We start from the raw sequence: 23,607 nt of genomic DNA on the forward strand, positions 1-23,607 counted from the left end.
CACGATAAACATCCAATTACGTTTTATTTCGCCAGGTACAGGTGGCGCGAAAAACGAATTCGTTTACACTGCGCTTTCTAAGCATGTTCCAGGGAAATGATTATGTTGAGATTTTTAAACCAGTGCTCCCGCGGTCGCGGAGCGTGGTTGTTAATGGCCCTGACCGCCTTTGCGCTGGAAATGGTCGCGCTGTGGTTCCAGCATGTAATGGGACTGAAACCTTGCGTACTGTGTATTTACGAACGCAGCGCGCTGTTCGGCATTATGGGTGCGGGCCTGGTGGGTGCGATTGCCCCAAAATCGCCGCTTCGCTATGCCGGTATTGCCATCTGGATCTACAGCGCCTGGAAAGGAATTGAACTCTCCTGGCAGCACACCATGATGCAATTGCATCCGTCACCGTTTATGACCTGTGATTTTGCCGCCCGCTTCCCAAGCTGGCTGCCGCTGGACAAATGGCTGCCGCAGGTGTTTGTCGCATCCGGTGACTGCTCCGTTCGCCAGTGGGAATTCCTGACGCTGGAGATGCCGCAGTGGCTGGTGGGCATTTTTGCCGCCTACTTCGTCGTGGCGCTGCTGGTGCTGATTGCCCAGCCGTTCAAACCGAAGAAACGCGATTTGTTCGGAAGGTAAACGCAAAACGGCAACCAAGGTTGCCGTTTTTAGCGTTTGCGCCCTCTCCCACGGGAGAGGGTTGGGGTGAGGGCATCAGGCCGCACAAGCACAAAAAAACCCGCCTCGGCGGTTTTTTTAATCTCAACGGGTCGGGTGGTTCATGATGTGATCTTCCCAGTCCTGCACCTCGGACTCTTTCACCGCAATGTGGCGCACAGAAATACGTTCACCGTGCATCGCCGCTTTTGAACCGGTTAACAGCGGATGCCAGTCAGGCAGACCTTTCCCTTCCGCCAGCAGGCGATACGCGCAGGTATGCGGCAGCCATTCAAACGTCGGCAGATTATCCCGGGTTAACTTGATGCAGTCAGGCTCAAATTCAAACCGGCGCTCATAGTTGCGGCACTGGCAGGTTTTAATGTTTAACTGCTTGCAGGCAACGTTGGTGAAGTAGATTTCGTCCGTATCTTCATCCATCAGCTTGTGCAGGCAGCACTGCCCGCAGCCGTCGCACAATGATTCCCATTCCGCGTCAGTCATGTCGTCGAGAGTTTTGCTTTGCCAGAAAGGGATGTCGTTCATCAGGATGTCCACACGTCAAAAGAAAGCGCACCTTATAACGAGTCTGGCACGTTGTTGCAAGTTTTGCCGCCCTCTTCAGGCGGCAAGATGGGGTTACAGCACGCGGGTTTTCAGCGACAGGCCGTTGAAACCGACCTCAAGCTCGTCACCGCTGAGTAGCGGGCCAACGCCTTCTGGGGTTCCGGTCAGGATCACATCGCCCGGCTTCAGGGTAAAGAAGCGACTCATGTAGGCGATCAGCGGCACAATCTTATGGATCATGTCTGCCGTGGTGCCCTGCTGGCGGATCTCACCGTTAACCTTGAGGCTGAGCGGCGTGTCCTGCGGATCGCCGGTAAATTCGCTCACCGGCACAAACGCCGAAATCGGGCAGGAATTATCAAACCCTTTGGCTTTTTCCCACGGCTGCCCTGCTTTCTTCATTTTACCTTGAACGTCACGCAGGGTCAGATCCAGCGCCACGCCGTATCCGGCAATCGCTTTTTTAACATGTTCTTCTGAGGCCTGGCGCAGCGTCGCGCCGATCAGCACGGCAAGTTCAACTTCGTGATGCACCGAACCCAGCCCCTGGGGCAGCGCCAGCGGCTGGCGGATATCGCAAAGCGCCGTTTCAGGCTTAATAAACAGGACCGGTTCTTCTGGCATCGCGCTGCCCATCTCCTGAATATGTTTTGCGTAGTTGCTGCCCACGCAAACCACTTTGCTGACGGGATAATCCAGTAATGCACCTTGCCAGTTATGATGTTGATACATGGTCGACCCCTAAACGGTTGATGTGTTGTGCCCAAAAACAGTTGAGACTATTTTTTACCGTTCGCCTCAAGATGCTGTTTTAATAAATTCTCGGGTGGCGGTGGAAGCTGTAAATAATAGCCTTGCTCGGCTAAGGCCGTTTTCACTTTATCCAGATCGGCGTTAATCAGTTTCTTACGACCATCGAGCGGCAGCAGCATCGCCAGCTGTGGTCGGCCAAAGTTCTTCATTAATTCTTCAGGCACGCGTGAAAAATCGTCTTTCTTTTCGACATAAAGATAGGTCTGGTCACGGCTTGTACTTCTGTAGATCACACAAAACATGTTTTTACTCTGAATTAATGGGTGGTTGCTTGCCTCAATATACTCCTGACTATAACATGCCTGATACTCTTCGGAATATCGCAGCGAGTGGTTGCGGTTAATAGCAAATTGAGTAAGGCCAGGATGTCAAACACGCCCATCGAGCTTAAAGGCAGTAGCTTCACCTTATCAGTGGTACATTTGCATGATGCAAAACCCGAGGTTATTCGTCAGGCGTTAGAAGACAAAATCGCCCAGGCTCCCGCCTTTCTGAAGCACGCCCCTGTTGTTATCAACGTCAGCGGTCTTGAGGCTCCGGTTAACTGGAAACTTCTCCAGCAGGCCGTCTCCTCGACCGGACTGCGTATCGTGGGCATCAGCGGCTGCAAAGATACTGAGCTGAAAGCGGAAATTGAGCGTGCGGGGCTGCCCCTTCTGAATGAGGGCAAAGAAAAAGCCTCGCGAGCGGCACCCGTTGCCGTGCAAACGCCCCCTCCTGCGGTGCAAAACGTTACTACCGTCACAAAAACGCGAATGATTGATGTGCCGGTTCGTTCCGGTCAGCGCATTTATGCACCAAACTGTGATCTGATTGTTACAAGCCACGTCAGTGCTGGCGCTGAGCTGATTGCAGATGGCAATATTCACGTATACGGTATGATGCGTGGACGTGCGCTCGCAGGTGCAAGTGGCGATCGAGATGCGCAAATATTTTGTACTCACCTGACGGCGGAACTGGTGTCCATCGCAGGTGAATATTGGCTGAGCGACAAGATCCCAGCCGAATTTTATGGCAAAGCGGCTCGCCTGCTTCTGGCAGACGACGCGTTGACCGTTCAACCGTTGAATTGATCCCTTTTTAACAAGGAATTTCTATGGCACGCATTATTGTTGTTACTTCGGGTAAAGGAGGCGTTGGCAAGACCACCTCCAGCGCGGCCATCGCTACTGGTTTGGCCCAGAAGGGAAAGAAAACCATCGTTATCGACTTCGATATCGGTCTGCGTAACCTCGACCTCATCATGGGATGTGAGCGTCGCGTCGTGTATGACTTCGTAAACGTCATTCAGGGCGATGCCACGCTTAACCAGGCGATGATCAAAGACAAGCGCACCGAGAACCTCTACATTCTCCCGGCTTCTCAGACGCGTGACAAAGACGCCCTGACCCGTGAAGGCGTGGAAAAGGTGCTCGACGATCTGAAAAAAATGGATTTCGACTTCATTGTCTGCGACTCCCCTGCGGGCATCGAAACCGGTGCCCTGATGGCGCTCTACTTCGCTGATGAAGCGATCATCACCACCAACCCTGAAGTTTCATCCGTGCGTGACTCAGACCGCATTCTGGGCATCCTCGCTTCTAAATCCCGTCGTGCGGAAAATGGCGAAGACCCGATTAAAGAACACCTGCTGCTCACCCGCTACAATCCGGGCCGCGTGAACAAAGGTGACATGCTGAGCATGGAAGACGTGCTGGAGATCCTGCGCATTAAGCTGGTGGGCGTTATCCCGGAAGATCAGTCCGTGTTACGCGCCTCTAACCAGGGCGAGCCAGTGATCCTTGATACAATGGCAGATGCAGGTAAAGCTTACGCCGATACCGTTGACCGTCTGCTGGGAGAAGAACGTCCTTTCCGCTTCATTGAAGAAGAGAAGAAAGGTTTCCTCAAACGCCTGTTCGGAGGATAAGTTATGGCATTACTGGACTTTTTTCTCTCGCGGAAAAAGAACACCGCCAACATCGCAAAAGAACGTCTGCAAATTATCGTTGCGGAGCGTCGTCGTAGCGACGCCGAGCCTCACTACCTGCCGCAGCTGCGCAAGGACATCCTGGAAGTGATCTGTAAGTATGTGCAGATTGACCCGGAGATGGTCACGGTGCAGCTGGAACAAAAAGACGGGGATATTTCGATTCTGGAGCTGAACGTTACGCTCCCGGAAGCGGAAGAGTCGCGTCCGTAGGTTTGTGTTTTCGTCGCCCCGGTAAGCGCAGCGCCACCGGGGAAATATGCCGGGTATATCGCCCGGCATATTTTTTATCGCGGATAACCGTCCAGCAGCGTATTCAGGCGATCGGCCATCAATTCCCCGCGCCAGCCTGCCATCATCTCCGGCACGCCATTCTGCGGCTTCAGCTTCCAGTGCCAGTTCAGCAGCTGGTTAATCTGACGACGTGAGGCGAGCAGTTCCGCACTCAGCTTGCTTTCCGTTGCAGCTGCCTGCACCAGCGCTTTGATATCCTTAAACGCTTTGCGATAGCCCGGCATGTCCATCAGGTTCAGCAGCGGTTCCGGCAGCGCATCTTCCGGCAGCTCCTGCGCTTTGGCGACCAGCGCCAGCAGGGTTTTACCGTGGAAGCGGATCTCGCTGCCCGAAAGGCCAATGCTGTCCAGCTCGCCCAGGCTGCCCGGCATATAGCGCGCGACTGCCCAGAGATGCTCTTCGCGAACCACAAAGTTAACGGCCAGATCGCGCTCGCGCGCTTTACGCAAGCGCCAGTCTGCCAGCAGCTGCAGGCATGCCAGCTGACGCGTACGCAGCTGCCAGGCGTTGCTGATATCGCGCCAGGCCTCTTTCGGGTCAACCACTTCCTGACGACGCTGCTGGGTCATACGGCACTCGTCCAGCGCAGCAGTGAGCCAGCCGGAGGCTTCTGCCTCTTTCATCAGCTGTCCGGCAATCGGCAACAGGTAAAACACGTCTGCCGCCGCATATTCCAGCTGACGCTCGGTAAGCGGGCGTGCCAGCCAGTCGGTACGGGATTCGCTTTTATCCAGCGTAAGGCCCGTATACTCCTCCACCATGGCAGCAAAGCCCCATGAGAGCGGACGATTGCTGAATGCCGCGAGGATCTGCGTGTCAATCAGCGGCTGGGGCATGATGCCAAAGGTGTTCAGAAAGACTTCCAGATCCTCACTGCCTGCGTGCAGGTATTTCGTCACGGCGGTATCGAGCAGCAGGTCACGCATCGGCGTCCAGTCGGTAATGCCGAGAGGGTCAATCAGCGACACGTGTTTACCGTCGTACATCTGAATCAAACCCAGCTGCGGATAATAGGTCCGGGTACGGACAAACTCGGTATCCAGGGCAATGGCAGGAAAGTCGCGCGTCACTTCGCACAGCGAAGCCAGCTCGTCGTTGGTCGTGATCATCTGGTAATTCAAAACGGGTTCTCTTTTGTTTGCGCCCATAAAAAACGCCGGCTTAACCGGCGTCTGGGCGATTAGCGTGAAGCTCAGGCCTTATTGTCTACTTTGCCACGGGCTTCGTCACGTAATTCTCGTCGTAATATCTTTCCGACGTTGGATTTCGGCAGCTCATCGCGGAATTCAACCAGCTTCGGCACCTTGTAGCCCGTCAGCTGACGACGGCAAAACGTTACCAGCGCCTCCTCCGTCAGGGAAGGATCTTTCTTGACCACAAATATTTTAACCGCTTCACCGCTGCTGCCGGAAGGGACGCCGACCGCCGCCACCTCGAGTACGCCGCTGTGCTGCATAACCACGTCTTCGATCTCATTCGGATAGACGTTGAAGCCGGAGACCAGGATCATGTCTTTCTTGCGATCGACGATGCGCAGGAAGCCCTCGTCATCCATTACCGCAATATCACCGGTGTGCAGCCAGCCGTCTTTGATGATTTCGTCGGTCGCATCGGGACGCTGCCAGTAACCCAGCATCACCTGCGGACCTCTGACGCAAAGCTCACCCGGCTCGCCCGGCGCGACTTCGTTATCGTTATCATCGACCAGTTTGGCCTCGGTGGAAGGAACCGGCAGACCAATGCTTCCACTGTGATAGTCGATATCGTGTGGGTTCACGCTGACCAGCGGAGCACATTCCGTCAGCCCATAGCCTTCCAGCAAATACTGACCGGTGAGCTTCACCCAGCGCTCGGCGACCGCCTGTTGAACCGGCATGCCGCCGCCCGCAGAGAGATGCAGCGTGGAGAAATCCAGCTGCTGGAACTCTTTGTTATTAAGCAGCGCGTTAAACAGGGTGTTCACCCCCGTCATGGCGGTGAACGGGTATTTCGCCAGCTCTTTCACCAGGCCCGGGATATCGCGCGGGTTGGTGATGAGGATGTTCTGACCACCCAGTTCAATAAACAGCAGGCAGTTCATGGTCAGCGCAAAGATGTGATACAGCGGAAGCGCGGTGATCACAACCTCTTTGCCCGGATGCAGAAGCGGCCCGTAGGTGGCGTTCACCTGTTCAAGGTTTGCCAGCATATTACGGTGGGTAAGCATGGCCCCTTTGGCGACGCCGGTAGTCCCGCCCGTGTATTGCAGAAACGCAAGATCTTCCGCCACCACTTCGGGTTTAACATACTGCATACGGTAGCCCGCATGCAGCGCGCGGCGGAAGGAGATGGCGTCCGGCAGGTGGTATTTTGGCACCAGGCGCTTGACGTATTTAACGACAAAGTTAACCAGCGTGCCTTTGGCGGTGGAGAGTTGATCCCCCATGCGCGTCAGGATGACGTGTTTAACCTGGGTTTTGTCGACCACTTTTTCCAGCGTATGGGCGAAGTTGGACACAATGACAATCGCGGCCGCGCCGCTGTCGTTCAGCTGATGCTCCAGCTCGCGCGGGGTGTACAGCGGGTTAACGTTGACGACAATCATCCCGGCTCGCAGGATACCGAACAACGCCACCGGGTATTGCAGCAGGTTCGGCATCATCAGCGCGACGCGGTCCCCTTTTTGCAGCCCCAACCCTTCCTGCAGATACGCCGCAAACGCCCGGCTACGCTCCTCCAGCTTACGGAACGTCATGACCTCGCCCATATTCACGAATGCGGGCTGGTCCGCGTAGCGCCTTACCGAGTGTTCAAATAATTCCACCAGGGATTGATAACGGTCAGGATTGATCTCAGCAGGAACATCTGCGGGATAACGGTTAAGCCAAACCTTCTTCAATGCATCACCTCTGAAATGAGTGTTCGTCGTCATCACAACCCCGATAATAAACAGTTTGTTAACATTATATTAACTCAGCGTACCAGTTTATTAATTGTTCAGATTTAAGGTTGCGAAGCGCGTCACTCTTTTTTTTCGTTTTATCCGTAAAAAAACAGAGACAGCGGCTGAGCCGCTGTCTCTTTTCTAACAATAACAGTAAGTTACTCAGTAACGATCGTCTGAACCTGTGCAGGACCCGGGTTATACCAGCCCCAGCCCGGGTAGCCGTAACGATAAGGATGTGGACCCCACATCCACGGATCCATCGGCTGAGGCGGCATGATCACCTGCTGTGCCAGCCGCCAGCGTTTATACCCGTTGACCTGCATGGTCATAAATTTATACGGCGTGCTGCCGATTTTGCCCTGCACGGCGCCGGTAATCGGCCCGACGACGGTCACCAGCTGCCCGCGAAAATCGACCGGATCGAGGAAACCGCTGACGTCCGCATAGATACGCCCGCGAGAGGCCTCACCCAGTACCGGCCGCGCGCCGCTGTCCAGCGGAACGGTCGCGATCTCCAGGCGGGTTTTCCCCTGCTGGTTTTGTACGTCGATGACCTTACCGCCAAAGCGCGCTTCCTGGCCGACGTACAGCTCAGGCGCATTCATCACCCGAACCAGATCCTGCTGTGGCGTCGGGCTGCTGCCCTTAATCGCATCAGGAACGGAAACGCATCCGCTCAGTGCTATGGCAACCGCGCCTGCCATAATAAGGCGTACTACTTTAGTCTGAACCGCCATGATGCGACTCCTTTTTCTCAGTTCCTGTTACTGAGATTCACTCGCGGCCCGGAAGTTTCTTCCACGCAACGGTGTTTCGCAAATAAACCGGCTCCGCGTGTTCAACGGCAACGGTTTTTCCTGCCGCGAGCAGCTGGCAGGCAATCGGAAGCATGTCTTCCGCAGCCGGCAGCAGCATGTTGCCGTCCACCAGCGTCACCCCGGTGTCGTTTGCCATGTCTGGCCACGCCGGCCAGCCGGTGCCGACGGTTGCCCACTCGCCGGAGAGCTGCTGCAGCCGCTCAGTGACCGCTTCCGGCTTGAGCACGGCTTCCGTCTCTTCGCCGTGCCACACGCCCTGCTCGTCGCGGGTGTATTCGGCCCAGTAAACTTCGCCCATGCGGGCATCAATCGCGGCCAGCACGCGCGTTGCCCCGGTCATGCGCCATGCGCCCTGCGCCATGGTGGCAAGCGTAGAGACGCCGATCATCGGCAGTTCGGCGCCCAGCGCCAGCCCCTGCGCAATGCCAATCCCGATACGTACGCCCGTAAAGCTGCCGGGGCCACGGCCAAAGGCCAGCGCATCGAGGTCGGTTAAGGAGGTGTTGCCCTGGGTTAAAATGGCTTTTACCAGGGGCAGAATGCGTTGGGTGTGTTCCCGTGGGCACTCTTCGAAATGAGCAGAAACAGCACCGTCGTTCAACAGAGCGACAGAGCAAGCCTCTGTCGCGGTATCAATAGCCAGAATTCGCATCAGTCGTCGCGCTCTCGCAAGGGTCAGTCACAAAATGGCGCGCATCTTAGCACACTCCGGGGTAAATTACTCCGCCGTTGGGTTTGCCAGGAAACGCACCGCGCGTTTTATGTCCCGCGTCCGCGGTGCGGGCGGCAGGCTGGCAAGGAAGGTCGCTCCGTAAGGGCGCATCACCAGCCGGTTATCGCAAATGACCAGCACCCCGCGATCGGTAACGTCGCGGATCAATCGCCCTACCCCCTGCTTGAGCGTAATCACCGCATCCGGCAGCTGTACCTCATCGAAAGGATCGCCCCCGCGCAGACGGCAGTCTTCCATGCGCGCCTTCAGCAGCGGATCGTCCGGAGAGGTAAACGGCAGCTTATCAATAATTACCAGCGAGAGCGTATCGCCGCGCACGTCCACCCCTTCCCAGAAGCTGCTGGTTGCCACCAGCAGGGCATTTCCGGCGCTGACAAACTGCTGTAACAGCTGGCCTTTACTGGTTTCACCCTGCAGCAGCACCGGCAGCGTCATGGTGGCGCGGAACTGCTCGGCGAGGTCACGCATCATGGCGTGAGAGGTGCAGAGCATAAAGCAGCGGCCGTTGTTGGCCTCGATCATCGGTTTTAACATCGCGGCCAGGTGGCGCGCCGCCCCCGGCTGGTTCGGCAGCGGCAGATTACGAGGCACGCAAAGCAGCGCCTGTTTTTCGTAATCGAACGGGCTCGGCAGGAGCAGCGATTCCGCATCCTCAATGCCAAGACGTTCCGTGAAGTGATGCAGATCGTCATTCACCGACAGGGTTGCCGAGGTGAAGATCCAGCTTCCCGGTTTTTGCGCCATCACCTCTTTAAACTTATCCGCTACCGTCAGCGGCGTGAGCGCCAGGGTGAAATGCCGCGAGGTGCACTCATACCAGTAGCTGAACCCCGGCTGGTTAATCTCTTTCAGCCGTTTGAGCCGCCCGCGATAGAGCGTGGCGCGTTCGAAGGCCGCATCCAGCAGCGCGGAACGGCCAAGCGACAGTTTTGCCACGTCGTAGCAGAGTTCGAGGGCATCATCGAGCAGCAACAGCGCGCGCTGGATGTTTTTGTCCGCCAGCAGCTCGCGCAGGTTACCGCGATAGCCCGGCTCACCAAGCTGTAAGCGGAAATCCTGCGCGCTTTGGGCAAGACGGTCGGCGCACTTCTGCAGCTGCTGGGTATCTTTGAGTTCGGTCCGGTAAGCGATGGTGAAATCTTTCGCCAGATCCTGAAGCTGGCGGCTGGAAAGCGACTGACCGAAGTACTGGCTGGCAATGTCCGGAAGCTGGTGGGCTTCGTCGAAGATCATCACGTCCGCCTCCGGGATCAGCTCGCCGAAACCGCTGTCCTTGACGACCATATCCGCGAGGAACAGATGGTGGTTCACCACCACCACATCCGCGTCCATCGCCGTTTTGCGCGCTTTCACTACAAAGCAGTCTTTATACAGCGGGCAGTCGCTGCCGAGGCAGTTGTCGTTGGTGCTTGTCACCAGCGGCCAGGCAGGCGAGTCTTCCGGCACGCTCGCGCAGGTGCTGATATCGCCCTCTTCGGTCTGGTTCGCCCAGGCGCGAAGGATAATGACGTCGCTGAGGGTTTGCACCGGCAGGTCACCGCCCGCCAGCGCCTGCTGCTCAAGACGTTCCAGGCAGAGATAGTTGGAGCGCCCCTTCAGCAGGGCCAGACGCCCCTTGTATTTCAGCGCTTTCGCCACCGTGGGCAAATCGCGGCTGTAGAGCTGATCCTGCAGCGCCTTCGAACCGGTGGAAATAATCACCTTCTTCTTCGCGCGCAGCGCCGGAGCAAGGTAAGCATACGTTTTACCCGTGCCGGTTCCGGCTTCGACCACCAGCGGCTGAGCCTTATCGATGGCGCGTGCAACGGCGTGCGCCATCTGGCGCTGAGGTTCACGGGGCTTGAAGCCGGGAATAGCCTGCGCTAATTGACCTTCAGGGGAAAAATCGTCTGCCACGGTGCTCTCTCACTGTATTTTTGCACAGGGATTATGTCAGCCCAACCTCTCCTGTGCCACCCCAAATAGTGACGACAGGAGAACAATATGGCAGTCTTGCCGCCTGACGACGAAAAATAACGAGGAAACGTTTATGACAATTGTGCGCATTGATGCCGAAGCACGCTGGTCTGATGTGGTGATCCATAACCAGACGCTCTACTACACCGGCGTACCGGCTAACCTGGATGCGGATGCGTTCGAGCAGACGGCTAACACCCTGGCGCAGATTGACGCGGTGCTGGAAAAACAGGGCAGCGACAAATCCCGCATTCTGGATGCGACGATTTTCCTGGCAAACAAAGATGATTTCGCGGCGATGAACAAAGCCTGGGATGCATGGGTGGTGGCGGGTCACGCGCCTGTACGCTGTACCGTCCAGGCCACGCTGATGAAGCCGGAATATAAGGTAGAGATTAAGATTATCGCGGCGGTGTAAGCCCGATTACTCTTCTGGATCTTCATCTTCATCTTCGAATCGCGCCACGATCCGCTCGCCGGAATGACTGGCGCGAATCTCCTCGGCGACAACCGTAATCGCCTGTCCGCTGCTCATCCCCTGGGACATCAGTTCCTGAATTCGCTCAACCGCTTTCTGCTGCTGTTCATGGCTCAGAGAAGGTAAACCTGCAAACATCGTCAACTCCTGCTAAATTATTCGCGCTAATTATTTCACGCTGCCCGGTAGTATGCCACACATGAACATGCGCTTCCCCACTGTTATTACCTTGCCCTGGCGTGCAGACGCCGCTGAATTCTGGTTTGCCCGCCTGAGCCATCTTCCGTTTGCGATGCTGCTGCATTCTGGCCATGCGGACCATCCCTATAGCCGCTTCGATATTCTGGTGGCCGATCCGCTAAAGACGCTGACAACCGATGACCTGTCGTTAACGGACGATCCCCTGAAGCAGCTGCAGCAGGCCATTAACGCGCTGGGCTTATCTGCCGCGCCGAACCCGGACCTCCCTTTTCAGGGGGGCGCGCTGGGTCTGTTTGGCTACGATCTGGGTCGCCGTTTCGAAACGCTGCCGGAGCATGCGCAGGCTGATATTTCCCTGCCAGACATGGCCGTGGGGCTGTATGACTGGGCGTTAATTGTCGATCATCAGAAAAAAACGGTTTCCCTGCTGAGCCATCATGACGTGCAGGCGCGTCTGGCGTGGCTGGAGGCGCAACGGCCTGCCCCGGCAGAGACGTTTACCCTTACCTCTGGCTGGCGCTCGAACATGACCGCAGCGGAGTATGCCGAAAAATTCGCGCGCGTTCAGGCGTACCTGCAAAGCGGTGACTGCTACCAGGTTAACCTCGCCCAGCGCTTCCAGTCGACATACCGGGGAGATGAGTGGCAGGCGTTTACCCGTCTTAACGCCAGCAACAAGGCGCCGTTCAGCGCGTTTGTCCGTCTGGAACAGGGGGCCATACTCAGCCTGTCACCCGAGCGCTTTATCCATCTGGCCGAGGGTACGATTCAAACCCGTCCGATTAAAGGCACGTTACCGCGTCTTGCGGACCCCGATGCCGATCGCCAGCAGGCGGAAAAGCTCGCCGCCTCGCCGAAAGACCGCGCCGAGAACCTGATGATTGTCGATCTGATGCGTAACGACATTGGCCGCGTCGCCGAACCGGGCAGCGTGCGCGTGCCGGAACTGTTTGTCGTCGAGCCTTTCCCGGCGGTGCATCATCTGGTCAGTACCATAACCGCGCGTCTACCCGCCTCTCGCACCGCCTGCGATCTGCTCCGCGCCGCGTTCCCGGGTGGCTCCATCACCGGCGCGCCAAAGGTGCGGGCGATGGAGATCATTGACGAGCTGGAGCCGCACCGCCGCAACGCCTGGTGCGGCAGCATCGGCTATATCAGCCTGTGCGGCACCATGGATACCAGCATTACCATACGCACGCTGACGGCCTGCGACGGAAACCTTTACTGCTCGGCCGGGGGCGGCATTGTTGCCGATAGCCAGGTCGATGCGGAATATCAGGAAACCTTTGATAAAGTTAACCGTATCCTGAAACAACTGGAGTAATCACGGGTGGAAAAAGAGAACCTGACGCTGGACGATTTTTTATCTCGCTTTCAGCTATTACGACCGCAGGTCAACCGCGAAGCGCTGAACCAGCGTCAGGCGGCCGTGCTGATCCCGGTCGTGCGTCGCGCGCAGCCGGGCCTGCTGCTCACCCAGCGTTCTCCCCATCTACGCAAGCACGCGGGTCAGGTCGCCTTTCCGGGTGGCGCAGTAGACAGCTCCGACGCCTCGCTGATTGCCGCCGCGCTGCGGGAAGCGCAGGAAGAGGTTGCCATTCCGCCGGAGGCCGTTGAGGTCATTGGCGTGCTGCCGCCCGTCGACAGCGTTACCGGTTTTCAGGTCACGCCGGTGGTCGGCATTATCCCGCCTGGCCTGCAGTATCATGCCAGCGTCGATGAAGTCTCTGCGGTGTTTGAAATGCCGCTCGAAGAGGCGCTCCGGCTCAGCCGTTATCATCCGCTCGATATCCATCGTCGCGGGCATGACCATCGGGTCTGGTTGTCCTGGTATCAGCATTATTTTGTCTGGGGCATGACGGCGGGCATCATTCGCGAACTGGCGCTGCAAATCGGCCTGAAACCTTGACTATACTTTACATTCCACCCTTTTTCGCAGGTTTGCGATCCGCGTCGCGCTATTAGCAAAACCCATCGTTAACCATTAGTTTAATTCATGTGAATAGTTAAGCCGAGGTCGGTGTTCCCTCTTACACTATGCGCAGTTATAACATCGTTACTGGAACCCCGGTAACCCTGTCAGGAGTGTGAAAGTGATTAGTATATTCGACATGTTCAAAGTGGGAATTGGCCCTTCGTCTTCCCATACTGTTGGCCCGATGAAGGCCGGTAAACAGTTCGTCGATGATCTGGTCGAAAAAGGATTACTGGAAAGCGTTACCCGTGTCGCCGTGGATGTTTACGGCTCGCTGTCATTAACGGGTAAAGGCCACCACACCGATATCGCCATTATTATGGGTCTGGCAGGCAATATGCCGGATACCGTAGATATTGATGCCATCCCGGCATTCATCCGCGACGTGGAAACACGCGGCCGCCTGCTGCTGGCAAACGGCCAGCAGGAAGTCGATTTCCCGCAGGATGACGGCATGCGTTTTCGCAGCGACAACCTGCCGCTGCATGAAAACGGCATGACCATTCACGCTTACAGCAGTGAAAAAGAGATTTACAGCAAAACGTACTACTCCATCGGCGGTGGCTTCATCGTGGATGAAGAGCATTTTGGCAAAGACAGCGTCGGCGACGTCAGCGTACCTTACCCGTTCAAATCGGCTACAGAAATGCTGGGCTACTGCAAAGAGACCGGTCTTTCACTGTCCGGCATGGTGATGCAGAACGAACTGGCCCTGCACAGCAAAAAAGAGATTGAAGACTATTTTGCGAACGTCTGGCAAACCATGCGCGCCTGTATCGACCGCGGGATGAACACCGAAGGCGTTCTGCCGGGTCCACTGCGCGTACCGCGTCGTGCCTCTGCCCTGCGCCGTATGCTGGTGACCACGGACAAGTTCTCCAACGACCCGATGAACGTGGTCGACTGGGTAAACATGTTTGCCCTGGCGGTTAACGAAGAGAACGCCGCCGGTGGCCGCGTCGTGACGGCGCCAACCAACGGTGCGTGCGGTATCGTTCCGGCAGTGCTGGCGTATTACGATCACTTTATTGAACCCGTGACGCCGGACATCTACATCCGCTATTTCCTTGCGGCAGGTGCCATCGGTGCGCTGTACAAAATGAACGCCTCCATCTCCGGTGCGGAAGTGGGCTGTCAGGGTGAAGTGGGCGTTGCCTGCTCCATGGCGGCGGCAGGTCTGGCAGAGCTGCTGGGCGCAAGCCCTGAGCAGGTCTGCGTGGCGGCGGAAATCGGTATGGAACATAACCTCGGTCTGACCTGTGACCCGGTCGCGGGCCAGGTGCAGGTGCCGTGCATCGAGCGTAACGCGATTGCCTCTGTGAAAGCCATCAACGCCTCACGTATGGCGATGCGCCGTACCAGCGAACCTCGCGTATCGCTGGATAAGGTGATTGAAACCATGTACGAAACCGGCAAGGACATGAACGCGAAATACCGCGAGACGTCCCGCGGTGGCCTGGCCATTAAGGTGCAGTGCGACTAATACTGCCTTTCGCCCATCTGCAACGGATGGGCGAATTTCCCTCTTCTTTCTCGTCTCCTTCTGCTTTCCCCACTACACTTTTACTGTTGCGTCCGGCTTTTGTGGCTGGTGGCTTATCAGGCGACCGTTCATGCAAACTGCACAAACGATCATTAAAAACTATCGCCGAAAACGCGTTATCGTCTGTGTCACGGTTGCGCTCCTCACTCTCATCCTGACGTTAGGCATTCGCTTTATTTCACAGCGCAATGTTAACCAACAGCGGATCTTCGATTTTACCAGCCATACCGTTCGCGCCCTTGATAACGTCCTGCTTTCTTTAGAGAACCGCCGCAGCGTGCTGCAGCCCCTGGTAGGGCAGCCCTGCCCGCAGGCGCACCTGGCGCTGCGAAAGCAGGCCGCCATTTTGCAGACGGTACGCTCCATCGCCCTGATTAACGAGGGTATCCTGTATTGCTCAAGTATTTTCGGGAGCCGCAATGTGCCCGTTCGCGACTTCCTGAAAGAATTACCCGCCAGCACGGCGAAGCTGATTTTATCGAGCGATCAGTGGCTGCTTAAGGGTAGCCCGATATTGATCCAGTGGTATCCCGTCTCACAGGACGGTGAAGCAGGCGTTATCGAGATCATCAATATCGACCTGATCGCCAAAATGATCCTCGAGCCCCAGCGCCCGCTCATCAATGACGTGGCGCTGACCGTAGGCGATCGCTTTCTGCGCTATGGACAACGCGTCAGCGACAGCATGACGTTTGATGAGGGGGGCTCTCTTTTCCAGCAATCGTCAACCCGAAACCCTTTTACCATTACGGTCAGCGGGCCAGGCCCTGGAGAATTAGCTTTAAAAAGCCTGCCAGCCCAGCTGCCGCTGGGGCTGATGCTCAGCCTGCTGCTGGGCTATCTCGCCTGGCTGGCAACGGCAAACCGGATGAGCTTTACGTGGGAGATCGATATGGGCATTGCGGCGCGGGAATTTGAGCTTTTCTGCCAGCCGCTGGTGAATGCCCGTACCCGGGCGTGCACCGGCGTGGAGATCCTGCTGCGCTGGAATAACCCCCGTCAGGGTTGGATCACCCCGGAGGTGTTTATCCCGCTGGCAGAAGAACATAACCAGATTGTCCCCCTGACCCGCTATGTCATCGCCGAAACGGTGCGCCAGATAGGCTACTTCCCTTCCAGCGCCGGTTTTCACATTGGTATTAACGTCGCCGCCAGCCATTTTCGTCACGCGGCATTGATACAGGACCTGAACCGCCTCTGGTTCAGCGCCGGTCCGCGCCAGCAGCTGGTGATTGAACTCACGGAACGGGATGCGCTGCTGGATGCGGATTATCGCATCGTGCGCGAACTGCATCGCAAAGGGGTGAAGCTCGCCATCGACGATTTTGGTACCGGGAACAGCTCCCTCTCCTGGCTTGAAAAGCTGCACCCGGACGTGCTGAAAATCGACCAGTCGTTTACCACCGCCATCGGTACCGACGCCGTGAACTCGACGGTGACGGATATGATTATTGCGCTGGGTCAGCGGCTGAATATCGAACTGGTTGCTGAAGGGGTCGAGACGGAGGAGCAGGCGCGCTACTTGCGCCGCCATGGCGTGCCTGTCCTGCAGGGGTTTTTCTATGCGCGGCCCATGCCGCTACGGGATTTTCCGAAGTGGCTGGCGGGAAGTTCATCCCCGCCAGCGCATCATAACGGGCACATCGTGCCGTTAATGCCGCTGCGCTAAGCCGGCTTACTCATCTTCGTCGTGGGCAGATTGTTCTTTAACAATGCGAACCATATCAACGCGATAGTCGTTGGCTTCAACGATTGTAATGTGCAGCGGCGCCAGCTCGATCACATCGCCGACGCGCGGGATTTGCCCGTTAACGGCGATCACCAGACCGGCAACGGTCGCGATGTCTTCTTCATCGTTGATCACGTTTTCCAGCCCCAGCGTGTGCGAGAGCGCGTGCAGGTCGGTGGTACCTTTAACCAGCCAGCCTTCACCGTCGGCAACGATCTCAGGCGTTTCGTCGGCATCCGGGAATTCACCGGCAATCGCTTCCAGTACGTCCAGCGGCGTGACCAGCCCCTGCACCACGCCAAACTCGTTGGTGACGATAACAAAGCTACCGCGAGCGCGGCGCAGCACCCCGAGCAGGTTGATAGGATCCAGCGTTTCCGGCACGACAATCGCAGGCGACGCGGCAGCAACGGCTTCCACGTTCACGCCCTCTTCCAGGGCCACCAGCATCTCTTTTGCCCGCACGACGCCGATGATCTCATCCAGCTCTCCGCGACACACCGGGAACAGGCTGTGCGGAGAAGAGAGCAGCTGCTGGCGAATTTCATCGACGCTTAGATTTGCATCAACCCAGCTGATCTCCCCGCGCGGCGTCATGATGCCGCGCAGCGAACGGGAGGCCAGGGAGAGCACGCCGTTGATCATGTAGCGCTCTTGTTCCACAAACGCCCCTTCCGGGACCGGAACCGGGTTATGGTTTTCGGAATCAGACTGGACGTTCACCTGACGACGACCGCCCATCAGGCGCAGAATCGCGTCTGCGGTACGGGCGCGCAGCGGCTGATTCGACTGCTGCTTAATAAAGTTACGGCGCGCAATCTGGTTGAACAGCTCGATCAGAATCGAGAAGCCAATCGCGGCGTACAGGTAGCCTTTCGGAATATGGAAGCCAAAACCTTCCGCCACCAGGCTCAGACCAATCATCAGCAGGAAGCTCAGACACAGCACGACCACAGTCGGATGCTGGTTGACGAAGCGCGTCAGCGGCTTCGAGGCCAGCAGCATGACCGCCATCGCAATGACAACAGCCGCCATCATTACCGGCAGATGATTCACCATGCCGACCGCCGTGATCACCGCATCCAGCGAGAAGACTGCATCAAGCACCACGATCTGCAGCACCACCACCCAGAAGCTGGCATAGCCTTTACCGTGCCCATCATCGTGCTGACGGTTTTCCAGCCGCTCGTGTAGCTCCGTCGTCGCTTTGAAAAGCAGGAATATCCCCCCGATCAGCATGATTAAATCACGCCCGGAGAAGGTGTAATCCATGACGGAGAACAGCGGTTTGGTCAGCGTGACCATCCAGGAGATGACGGAGAGCAGCCCCAGTCGCATAACCAGCGCCAGCGAGAGACCAATCAGACGCGCTTTATCACGCTGTTTTGGCGGCAGTTTGTCCGCAAGGATGGCGATAAACACCAGGTTATCAATGCCGAGAACAATCTCCAGCACCACCAGCGTGAGCAATCCCACCCAGATTGACGGGTCCATTAAGAATTCCATGACAAGCTCCTGCTAAAGGAATGACGAAACGGTGCCCCAATCAACGTGGGCAAAACAGAGGTAAACAGAGTCGATACGTGGCGAGGATCGCCGGTGAATAAGGCGCGAAATGGCCTGGTTGATGACTGACGTCGGTGACGGTCCATATAGTGGGGTGTAACCCTATACTCCTGAACGATTAAACGGAGGCTAAACATATCAGAGACACTGTGTTTTTAGCAAAGATTTACGTTCCTTTGCAAAGTTCTGTAACACAGCTGCTTTACGCTACAGATAAATCTGTAACGCGTGGCTAAATTACGGATCTTCATCACATAAATTATTTTTTCACTATCTAAAATAATTCGCGGAAGTCTTAGTTTTTTTGAACTCTAACCCTTATCTGAATCGATTCGGTTCGCCAATACGATTCTCAGTACGGCTGCCTGGCAGGCGTATTAATGATAATAAAAGGAGGTAGCAAGTGACCATTGCTATTGTCATAGGCACACATGGTTGGGCTGCTGAGCAGCTACTCAAAACGGCAGAGATGCTGTTGGGCGAGCAGGAAAACGTCGGCTGGATCGATTTCGTTCCCGGTGAAAACGCCGAGACGCTGATAGAGAAGTACAACGCTCAACTCGCGAAGCTGGATACCAGCAAAGGCGTGCTGTTTCTCGTTGATACATGGGGCGGCAGCCCGTTCAATGCCGCCAGCCGCATTGTCGTCGATAAAGAGCACTATGAAGTTGTCGCCGGGGTTAATATTCCCATGCTGGTGGAAACCTTCATGGCGCGCGACGACAATCCGGCGTTCGATGAGCTGGTGGCGCTGGCCGTTGAAACCGGTCGCGAAGGGGTAAAAGCCCTGAAAGCGCAGCCGGTTGAAAAACCTGCCCCTGCATCTGCAGCGGCACCTAAAGCGGCAGCACCGGCAAAACCGATGGGCCCGAACGATTACATGGTCATCGGCCTTGCGCGTATTGATGACCGCTTAATCCACGGCCAGGTCGCCACGCGCTGGACCAAAGAGACCAACGTTCGACGCATTATCGTGGTCAGCGACGAAGTTGCCGCCGATACCGTTCGTAAAACCCTTCTGACTCAGGTTGCTCCTCCTGGCGTTACCGCGCACGTCGTGGATGTCGCCAAGATGATCCGCGTTTACAACAACCCGAAATATGCCGGTGAACGCGTGATGCTCCTGTTCACTAACCCGACAGACGTTGAGCGCATTGTTGAAGGCGGCGTGAAAATCACCTCCGTGAACATCGGTGGTATGGCATTCCGTCAGGGCAAAACGCAGGTCAACAACGCCATTTCAGTCGATGCGAAAGATATCGAGGCATTCAACAAGCTGAATGCGCGCGGTATTGAACTGGAAGCCCGTAAGGTTTCTACGGATCAAAAACTGAAAATGATGGATTTGATCGGCAAAGTTGGGAAATAAGCCCGCGCCGGTTCTCATATAAAGTTTATGTAATAGGAGAAGTGCAATGGAGATTACCACTCTTCAGATTGTGCTGGTGTTCGTCGTCGCATGTATTGCGGGTATGGAATCCGTACTTGATGAATTTCAGTTCCACCGCCCTCTGGTGGCCTGTACGCTGATTGGGGCCGTTCTGGGTGACATGAAAACCGGTATCATCATCGGTGGTACCCTGGAAATGATCGCCCTGGGCTGGATGAACATCGGCGCAGCGGTTGCGCCCGATGCGGCGCTGGCCTCTATCATTTCGACCGTTCTGGTTATTGCTGGTCACCAGAGTATTGGTGCCGGTATCGCCCTGGCGATACCGCTGGCTGCAGCAGGCCAGGTTCTGACCATCATCGTTCGTACTATCACCGTTGCCTTCCAGCACGCGGCGGATAAGGCGGCCGAAAACGGCAACCTCACGGCACTGTCGTGGATCCACGTTTCATCCCTGTTCCTGCAGGCGATGCGTATCGCGATCCCGGCGGTTATCGTGGCGATCTCTGTTGGTACCAGTGAAGTGCAGAGCATGCTGAACGCCATTCCAGAAGTGGTCACCGGCGGTCTGAACATCGCGGGCGGCATGATCGTGGTCGTCGGTTATGCGATGGTCATCAACATGATGCGCGCAGGCTATCTGATGCCGTTCTTCTACCTCGGCTTCGTGACCGCTGCCTTCACCAACTTCAACCTGGTTGCACTGGGTGTGATTGGTGCGGTAATGGCGATTCTCTACATCCAGCTCAGCCCGAAATATAACCGCGTCGCGGGTGCCCCAGCGCAGGCTGCTGGTAACAACGATCTCGATAACGAACTGGACTAGCAGGTGAGCGAAATGGTTGATATGACAAAAACTACCACCGAGAAAAAACTCACTCCGGGTGATATTCGTGGCGTGTTCATCCGTTCTAACCTGTTTCAGGGTTCATGGAACTTCGAACGTATGCAGGCGCTGGGCTTCTGCTTCTCCATGGTGCCGGCGATCAAGCGCCTGTACCCGGAAAACAACGAAGCGCGCCGTCAGGCGATCAAGCGTCACCTGGAATTCTTTAACACCCATCCTTACGTAGCGGCTCCGGTTCTGGGCGTAACGCTGGCGATGGAAGAACAACGTGCGAACGGCGCAGAGATTGACGACGGTGCCATCAACGGTATCAAAGTCGGCCTGATGGGTCCGCTGGCCGGTGTCGGTGACCCAATCTTCTGGGGTACCGTGCGTCCGGTCTTCGCGGCGCTGGGTGCCGGTATCGCGATGAGCGGCAGCCTGCTTGGCCCGCTGCTGTTCTTCATCCTGTTCAACGCCGTGCGCCTGCTGACCCGTTACTACGGTGTGGCCTACGGCTACCGTAAAGGGGTGGACATCGTTAAGGACATGGGCGGCGGCTTCCTGCAGAAACTGACTGAGGGGGCGTCAATCCTCGGCCTGTTTGTCATGGGGGCGCTGGTTAACAAGTGGACGCACGTGAACATCCCGCTGGTGGTATCGACCATCACCGGGCAGGATGGTCAGACGCGCGTCACCACTGTACAAACGATTCTGGACCAGCTGATGCCGGGCCTGGTACCGCTGCTGTTGACCTTCGCCTGCATGTGGCTGCTGCGTAAGAAAGTAAACCCGCTGTGGATTATCGTTGGCTTCTTCGTCATCGGTATCGCGGGCTACGCAGTCGGCCTGCTGGGTCTGTAAGTTTCAATGCTATAGGCCGGGGGCTTGCCCCCGGTTTTTTTATCTGGAGGATGAATGGCTGTCACGGACATCGTACTGGTTTTATTTATTGCTGCCCTTCTGGCTTACGCGATCTATGACGAGTTCATCATGCCCCGCCGTCACGGCGAGACGCTGCTCTCCCTTCCCCTTCTGCGACGCGGGCGCGTAGATGCGTTTATCTTCGCGGGTCTCATCGTTATTCTTATTTACAATAACGTCACCAGTCATGGTGCAATATTAACCACATGGTTATTATGTGCGCTGGCATTAATGGCGGTTTATCTGTTCTGGATCCGCACGCCGAAAATCATTTTTAAATCCCGCGGATTTTTCTTCGCCAATGTGTGGATAGAATATAACCGTATTAAAGAGATAAATTTATCCGAAGACGGTGTGCTGGTGATGCAATTAGAACAACGCCGCCTGCTTATTCGGGTGAAGAATATTGACGGCCTGGAAAAGATATACAATTTACTTCTTAAAAATCAATGACTTGGATATATAGCAATGGCTATATTCTGTGTTTATCTTGCGCAAGAAATATAGCCTAAGCTATATCCTTTTCGTTAATTTGCTTTCTATTTTTTAACGATAATTTCACGCTTAAAGACAAATGAAAATCGTTATCAACAAGCATTTTAAATAATGCTTATCCATTGTTGTTTTATATTCTCAAAATATGTTAAGGTTGCGCCCGTCGTTGGGGAGTAGCCGATTTCCTGCTCGCAGGAAATGTACGTGTCAACATACTCGTTGAAAAACGTGGCGCGTACGGTTCGCTGACCGCACATCTTATGTGCGGTGCGATCAGGCGAGACCATAGATACATCAACTGCTGTTTACTGGGGGCAGTGATGTGTCATATGGATATCCCCGGTCTGGACGCTGTTATGAATATCTCCGCTACGATCCTTCTCGCTTTTGGCATGTCCATGGACGCTTTTGCGGCTTCCATCGGAAAAGGCGCCACGCTCCACAAACCTAAGTTCTCAGAAGCCCTGCGTACCGGCCTCATTTTTGGCGCTATCGAAACGCTGACGCCGCTTATCGGTTGGGGACTTGGCATGCTCGCCAGCCAGTTCGTGCTGGAGTGGAACCACTGGATTGCCTTCGTACTGCTGGCGTTTCTCGGCGGCCGAATGGTGATTGAAGGTTTTCGCGGCGGTGATGATGAAGACGAAGAGCCGCAGCACCGCCACGGGTTCTGGCTGCTGGTCACCACGGCGATTGCCACCAGCCTTGATGCAATGGCCGTCGGCGTCGGTCTGGCATTCCTGCAGGTCAATATTATCGCCACCGCGTTGGCCATCGGCTGCGCAACGCTGATCATGTCCACGCTGGGCATGATGGTCGGGCGGTTTATCGGCCCGCTGCTGGGTAAACGCGCCGAGATCCTGGGGGGAATTGTGCTGATTGGCATTGGAGCCCAGATCCTCTGGGCACACTTCGCCGGTTAATCTTCGCGCTGCCAGACGTGGATACTGAAATCCGTCTGGCAGTTAAATATTGATTGTACAGCTAACGCTTCCCACACTTCCGGTTTTGCCCGCCACGCGAACGGCGTCATCTGCAGCAGCGCGGTGGCCTCTTCGCCTTTCAGCGTCATTTCATACGCCACGGTTTGCTCCTGCTTCAGGGTAAAACCGGCCAGCTGTTCAGAATGAAGGGCATGCAGTCGCACTTCGTCGTAGATCAGCCCTTTCAGCTCCATCAGATGACGCGGGCCCGGTGTTACGGTGACTACCCATCCGCCCGGTTTCACCACGCGAGCCAGCTCTTCCGCCTTGCAGGGCGCGTAAATACGGATAACCGCATCCATGCTGGCATCGTCAAACGGCAGCCGGTGGCTGGATGCCACGCAGAACGTCACGTCAGCGTAACGCTTTGCCGCCGCGCGAATGGCCACTTTCGACACGTCCAGACCGAATGTCAACGCGCCCTTCTCACGGGCGATCTGGGCAAAGCGTGCGGTGTAGTACCCTTCCCCGCAGCCGATATCGAGCATGGCGGTGGCTGAACCCGGCAGGATGTCATTCAGCATCTGCGCGACGGTCTCCCGCAGCGGCAGATAGTGCCCGGCATCCAGAAACGCACGACGCGCCTGCATCATCTCTGCACTGTCGCCTGGATCGCGGGAGCGCTTATGCTGCACCGGCAGAAGATTCACGTAGCCTTCTTTTGCCATATCAAACTGATGCCCCTGCGGACAGGTATAGCTTTTATCTGAGTGCGTCAGGGGGGCGTGGCAAAGGGGACAGCTGAAGGACATGGTGACTCCGGAGCATAA

At 56.1% G+C, this 23,607-nt stretch carries 26 protein-coding genes; 14 read left to right on the forward strand and 12 right to left on the reverse strand.

What is annotated here, in order from left to right:
- Positions 1–102: 102 nt before the first annotated feature.
- Positions 103–633 carry a disulfide bond formation protein DsbB gene (dsbB, locus tag HB664_RS15985; RefSeq protein ID WP_023312182.1) on the forward strand — a complete coding sequence of 177 codons (531 nt, stop codon included), beginning with the start codon at positions 103–105 and terminating at the stop codon, positions 631–633.
- Between the two features lie 123 nt (positions 634–756).
- Here dsbB and HB664_RS15990 read toward each other — a convergent pair whose 3' ends face one another.
- The 3 genes from HB664_RS15990 to HB664_RS16000 form a co-directional block, all read right to left on the reverse strand.
- Entirely contained in the window at positions 757–1,197 is a 441-nt protein-coding gene (locus tag HB664_RS15990) for a YcgN family cysteine cluster protein (RefSeq protein WP_033145818.1), read from the reverse strand.
- Positions 1,198–1,290: 93 nt separating this feature from the next.
- The gene (locus HB664_RS15995; protein WP_219939789.1) at positions 1,291–1,950 is read right to left on the reverse strand and encodes a fumarylacetoacetate hydrolase family protein; all 660 of its coding nucleotides are present in this window, start codon (positions 1,948–1,950) and stop codon (positions 1,291–1,293) included.
- A 47-nt stretch (positions 1,951–1,997) separates the two neighbouring features.
- Positions 1,998–2,273, reverse strand: a complete 276-nt coding sequence (locus tag HB664_RS16000) for a YcgL domain-containing protein (RefSeq protein WP_029742143.1) — start codon at positions 2,271–2,273, stop codon at positions 1,998–2,000.
- Positions 2,274–2,396: 123 nt separating this feature from the next.
- On the opposite strand from HB664_RS16000, the gene minC reads away from it, so the two are divergent.
- From minC to minE, 3 genes are read left to right on the forward strand one after another with little or no spacing between them, the layout of a single operon-like run.
- A complete protein-coding gene (gene minC, locus HB664_RS16005; RefSeq protein WP_023312186.1) occupies positions 2,397–3,104 on the forward strand; it encodes a septum site-determining protein MinC in 708 nt (235 codons plus the stop codon).
- 23 nt (positions 3,105–3,127) lie between these two features.
- Complete coding sequence (minD, locus tag HB664_RS16010) at positions 3,128–3,940, forward strand: septum site-determining protein MinD (RefSeq protein ID WP_023312187.1); 813 nt, start codon at positions 3,128–3,130, stop codon at positions 3,938–3,940.
- 3 nt (positions 3,941–3,943) lie between these two features.
- A complete protein-coding gene (minE, locus tag HB664_RS16015; RefSeq protein WP_008500504.1) occupies positions 3,944–4,213 on the forward strand; it encodes a cell division topological specificity factor MinE in 270 nt (89 codons plus the stop codon).
- 74 nt (positions 4,214–4,287) lie between these two features.
- Here minE and rnd read toward each other — a convergent pair whose 3' ends face one another.
- The 5 genes from rnd to HB664_RS16040 form a co-directional block, all read right to left on the reverse strand.
- On the reverse strand, positions 4,288–5,415 hold the full coding sequence (rnd, locus tag HB664_RS16020; protein ID WP_219939790.1) for a ribonuclease D: 1,128 nt from the start codon (positions 5,413–5,415) through the stop codon (positions 4,288–4,290).
- A gap of 71 nt (positions 5,416–5,486) precedes the next feature.
- Positions 5,487–7,172, reverse strand: a complete 1,686-nt coding sequence (fadD, locus tag HB664_RS16025; protein ID WP_023312189.1) for a long-chain-fatty-acid--CoA ligase FadD — start codon at positions 7,170–7,172, stop codon at positions 5,487–5,489.
- Positions 7,173–7,375: 203 nt separating this feature from the next.
- A complete protein-coding gene (locus HB664_RS16030; RefSeq protein WP_032658483.1) occupies positions 7,376–7,957 on the reverse strand; it encodes a Slp family lipoprotein in 582 nt (193 codons plus the stop codon).
- Between the two features lie 37 nt (positions 7,958–7,994).
- Complete coding sequence (tsaB, locus tag HB664_RS16035) at positions 7,995–8,690, reverse strand: tRNA (adenosine(37)-N6)-threonylcarbamoyltransferase complex dimerization subunit type 1 TsaB (RefSeq protein WP_038417432.1); 696 nt, start codon at positions 8,688–8,690, stop codon at positions 7,995–7,997.
- A gap of 66 nt (positions 8,691–8,756) precedes the next feature.
- The gene (locus HB664_RS16040; RefSeq protein ID WP_039263631.1) at positions 8,757–10,667 is read right to left on the reverse strand and encodes an ATP-dependent DNA helicase; all 1,911 of its coding nucleotides are present in this window, start codon (positions 10,665–10,667) and stop codon (positions 8,757–8,759) included.
- A 133-nt stretch (positions 10,668–10,800) separates the two neighbouring features.
- Between HB664_RS16040 and HB664_RS16045 the strand changes: the two genes are divergently transcribed.
- The gene (locus HB664_RS16045; RefSeq protein ID WP_008500498.1) at positions 10,801–11,145 is read left to right on the forward strand and encodes a RidA family protein; all 345 of its coding nucleotides are present in this window, start codon (positions 10,801–10,803) and stop codon (positions 11,143–11,145) included.
- Positions 11,146–11,151: 6 nt separating this feature from the next.
- Here HB664_RS16045 and HB664_RS16050 read toward each other — a convergent pair whose 3' ends face one another.
- Positions 11,152–11,343 (reverse strand): YoaH family protein, encoded by a 192-nt coding sequence (locus HB664_RS16050; RefSeq protein WP_033145823.1) that lies wholly within the window; start codon positions 11,341–11,343, stop codon positions 11,152–11,154.
- 61 nt (positions 11,344–11,404) lie between these two features.
- On the opposite strand from HB664_RS16050, the gene pabB reads away from it, so the two are divergent.
- The 4 genes from pabB to HB664_RS16070 all read left to right on the forward strand — a co-directional run bounded on the left by pabB (position 11,405) and on the right by HB664_RS16070 (position 16,593).
- The gene (pabB, locus tag HB664_RS16055; protein ID WP_058841382.1) at positions 11,405–12,730 is read left to right on the forward strand and encodes an aminodeoxychorismate synthase component 1; all 1,326 of its coding nucleotides are present in this window, start codon (positions 11,405–11,407) and stop codon (positions 12,728–12,730) included.
- Positions 12,731–12,736: 6 nt separating this feature from the next.
- A complete protein-coding gene (locus HB664_RS16060) occupies positions 12,737–13,315 on the forward strand; it encodes a CoA pyrophosphatase (RefSeq protein WP_023312196.1) in 579 nt (192 codons plus the stop codon).
- A 184-nt stretch (positions 13,316–13,499) separates the two neighbouring features.
- Positions 13,500–14,864 carry an L-serine ammonia-lyase gene (gene sdaA, locus HB664_RS16065; RefSeq protein ID WP_039263633.1) on the forward strand — a complete coding sequence of 455 codons (1,365 nt, stop codon included), beginning with the start codon at positions 13,500–13,502 and terminating at the stop codon, positions 14,862–14,864.
- 130 nt (positions 14,865–14,994) lie between these two features.
- Positions 14,995–16,593, forward strand: coding sequence for a cyclic diguanylate phosphodiesterase (locus HB664_RS16070; RefSeq protein WP_219939791.1), 1,599 nt, complete (start codon positions 14,995–14,997; stop codon positions 16,591–16,593).
- Positions 16,594–16,599: 6 nt separating this feature from the next.
- Here the strand turns inward: HB664_RS16070 and yoaE are convergent, their stop codons facing one another.
- The gene (gene yoaE, locus HB664_RS16075) at positions 16,600–18,159 is read right to left on the reverse strand and encodes a CNNM family cation transport protein YoaE (RefSeq protein WP_033145827.1); all 1,560 of its coding nucleotides are present in this window, start codon (positions 18,157–18,159) and stop codon (positions 16,600–16,602) included.
- On the reverse strand, positions 18,147–18,356 hold the full coding sequence (locus HB664_RS23010; protein WP_375156342.1) for a hypothetical protein: 210 nt from the start codon (positions 18,354–18,356) through the stop codon (positions 18,147–18,149). Before HB664_RS23010 ends, yoaE begins: the two co-directional genes overlap by 13 nt.
- A gap of 266 nt (positions 18,357–18,622) precedes the next feature.
- Here HB664_RS23010 and manX point away from each other — a divergent pair, with 266 nt between their 5' ends.
- From manX to mntP, 5 genes are all read left to right on the forward strand, one after another.
- Complete coding sequence (gene manX, locus HB664_RS16080; protein ID WP_039263635.1) at positions 18,623–19,588, forward strand: PTS mannose transporter subunit IIAB; 966 nt, start codon at positions 18,623–18,625, stop codon at positions 19,586–19,588.
- A 46-nt stretch (positions 19,589–19,634) separates the two neighbouring features.
- The gene (gene manY / locus HB664_RS16085; protein WP_008500490.1) at positions 19,635–20,435 is read left to right on the forward strand and encodes a PTS mannose transporter subunit IIC; all 801 of its coding nucleotides are present in this window, start codon (positions 19,635–19,637) and stop codon (positions 20,433–20,435) included.
- Positions 20,436–20,447: 12 nt separating this feature from the next.
- On the forward strand, positions 20,448–21,299 hold the full coding sequence (locus tag HB664_RS16090; protein WP_006810994.1) for a PTS mannose transporter subunit IID: 852 nt from the start codon (positions 20,448–20,450) through the stop codon (positions 21,297–21,299).
- A 54-nt stretch (positions 21,300–21,353) separates the two neighbouring features.
- Positions 21,354–21,812 (forward strand): DUF986 family protein, encoded by a 459-nt coding sequence (locus HB664_RS16095; RefSeq protein WP_219939792.1) that lies wholly within the window; start codon positions 21,354–21,356, stop codon positions 21,810–21,812.
- A gap of 398 nt (positions 21,813–22,210) precedes the next feature.
- On the forward strand, positions 22,211–22,777 hold the full coding sequence (mntP, locus tag HB664_RS16100; protein ID WP_196354253.1) for a manganese efflux pump MntP: 567 nt from the start codon (positions 22,211–22,213) through the stop codon (positions 22,775–22,777).
- Here mntP and rlmA read toward each other — a convergent pair.
- Positions 22,774–23,589 carry a 23S rRNA (guanine(745)-N(1))-methyltransferase gene (rlmA, locus tag HB664_RS16105; protein WP_033145829.1) on the reverse strand — a complete coding sequence of 272 codons (816 nt, stop codon included), beginning with the start codon at positions 23,587–23,589 and terminating at the stop codon, positions 22,774–22,776. The genes mntP and rlmA overlap by 4 nt on opposite strands.
- Positions 23,590–23,607: the final 18 nt, after the last annotated feature.

Origin of the sequence: Enterobacter sp. DNB-S2 (assembly GCF_019443845.1) — a bacterium.
Taxonomy (GTDB): Bacteria; Pseudomonadota; Gammaproteobacteria; order Enterobacterales; family Enterobacteriaceae; genus Enterobacter; species Enterobacter asburiae_B.

Bases quoted from the DNA above. Each gene is read 5' to 3' on its own strand.
- manY (WP_008500490.1), top strand. From the start codon at position 19,635: ATGGAGATTACCACTCTTCAGATTGTGCTGGTGTTCGTCGTCGCATGT.
- HB664_RS16070 (WP_219939791.1), top strand. From the start codon at position 14,995: ATGCAAACTGCACAAACGATCATTAAAAACTATCGCCGAAAACGCGTT.
- pabB (WP_058841382.1), top strand. From the start codon at position 11,405: ATGAACATGCGCTTCCCCACTGTTATTACCTTGCCCTGGCGTGCAGAC.
- HB664_RS15990 (WP_033145818.1), bottom strand. From the start codon at position 1,197: ATGAACGACATCCCTTTCTGGCAAAGCAAAACTCTCGACGACATGACT.
- HB664_RS16000 (WP_029742143.1), bottom strand. From the start codon at position 2,273: ATGTTTTGTGTGATCTACAGAAGTACAAGCCGTGACCAGACCTATCTT.
- HB664_RS16045 (WP_008500498.1), top strand. From the start codon at position 10,801: ATGACAATTGTGCGCATTGATGCCGAAGCACGCTGGTCTGATGTGGTG.
- HB664_RS16090 (WP_006810994.1), top strand. From the start codon at position 20,448: ATGGTTGATATGACAAAAACTACCACCGAGAAAAAACTCACTCCGGGT.
- minD (WP_023312187.1), top strand. From the start codon at position 3,128: ATGGCACGCATTATTGTTGTTACTTCGGGTAAAGGAGGCGTTGGCAAG.
- yoaE (WP_033145827.1), bottom strand. From the start codon at position 18,159: ATGGAATTCTTAATGGACCCGTCAATCTGGGTGGGATTGCTCACGCTG.
- HB664_RS23010 (WP_375156342.1), bottom strand. From the start codon at position 18,356: ATGTTTAGCCTCCGTTTAATCGTTCAGGAGTATAGGGTTACACCCCAC.
- dsbB (WP_023312182.1), top strand. From the start codon at position 103: ATGTTGAGATTTTTAAACCAGTGCTCCCGCGGTCGCGGAGCGTGGTTG.
- HB664_RS16095 (WP_219939792.1), top strand. From the start codon at position 21,354: ATGGCTGTCACGGACATCGTACTGGTTTTATTTATTGCTGCCCTTCTG.
- minC (WP_023312186.1), top strand. From the start codon at position 2,397: ATGTCAAACACGCCCATCGAGCTTAAAGGCAGTAGCTTCACCTTATCA.
- minE (WP_008500504.1), top strand. From the start codon at position 3,944: ATGGCATTACTGGACTTTTTTCTCTCGCGGAAAAAGAACACCGCCAAC.
- tsaB (WP_038417432.1), bottom strand. From the start codon at position 8,690: ATGCGAATTCTGGCTATTGATACCGCGACAGAGGCTTGCTCTGTCGCT.
- rlmA (WP_033145829.1), bottom strand. From the start codon at position 23,589: ATGTCCTTCAGCTGTCCCCTTTGCCACGCCCCCCTGACGCACTCAGAT.
- HB664_RS16030 (WP_032658483.1), bottom strand. From the start codon at position 7,957: ATGGCGGTTCAGACTAAAGTAGTACGCCTTATTATGGCAGGCGCGGTT.
- HB664_RS16050 (WP_033145823.1), bottom strand. From the start codon at position 11,343: ATGTTTGCAGGTTTACCTTCTCTGAGCCATGAACAGCAGCAGAAAGCG.
- HB664_RS15995 (WP_219939789.1), bottom strand. From the start codon at position 1,950: ATGTATCAACATCATAACTGGCAAGGTGCATTACTGGATTATCCCGTC.
- mntP (WP_196354253.1), top strand. From the start codon at position 22,211: ATGAATATCTCCGCTACGATCCTTCTCGCTTTTGGCATGTCCATGGAC.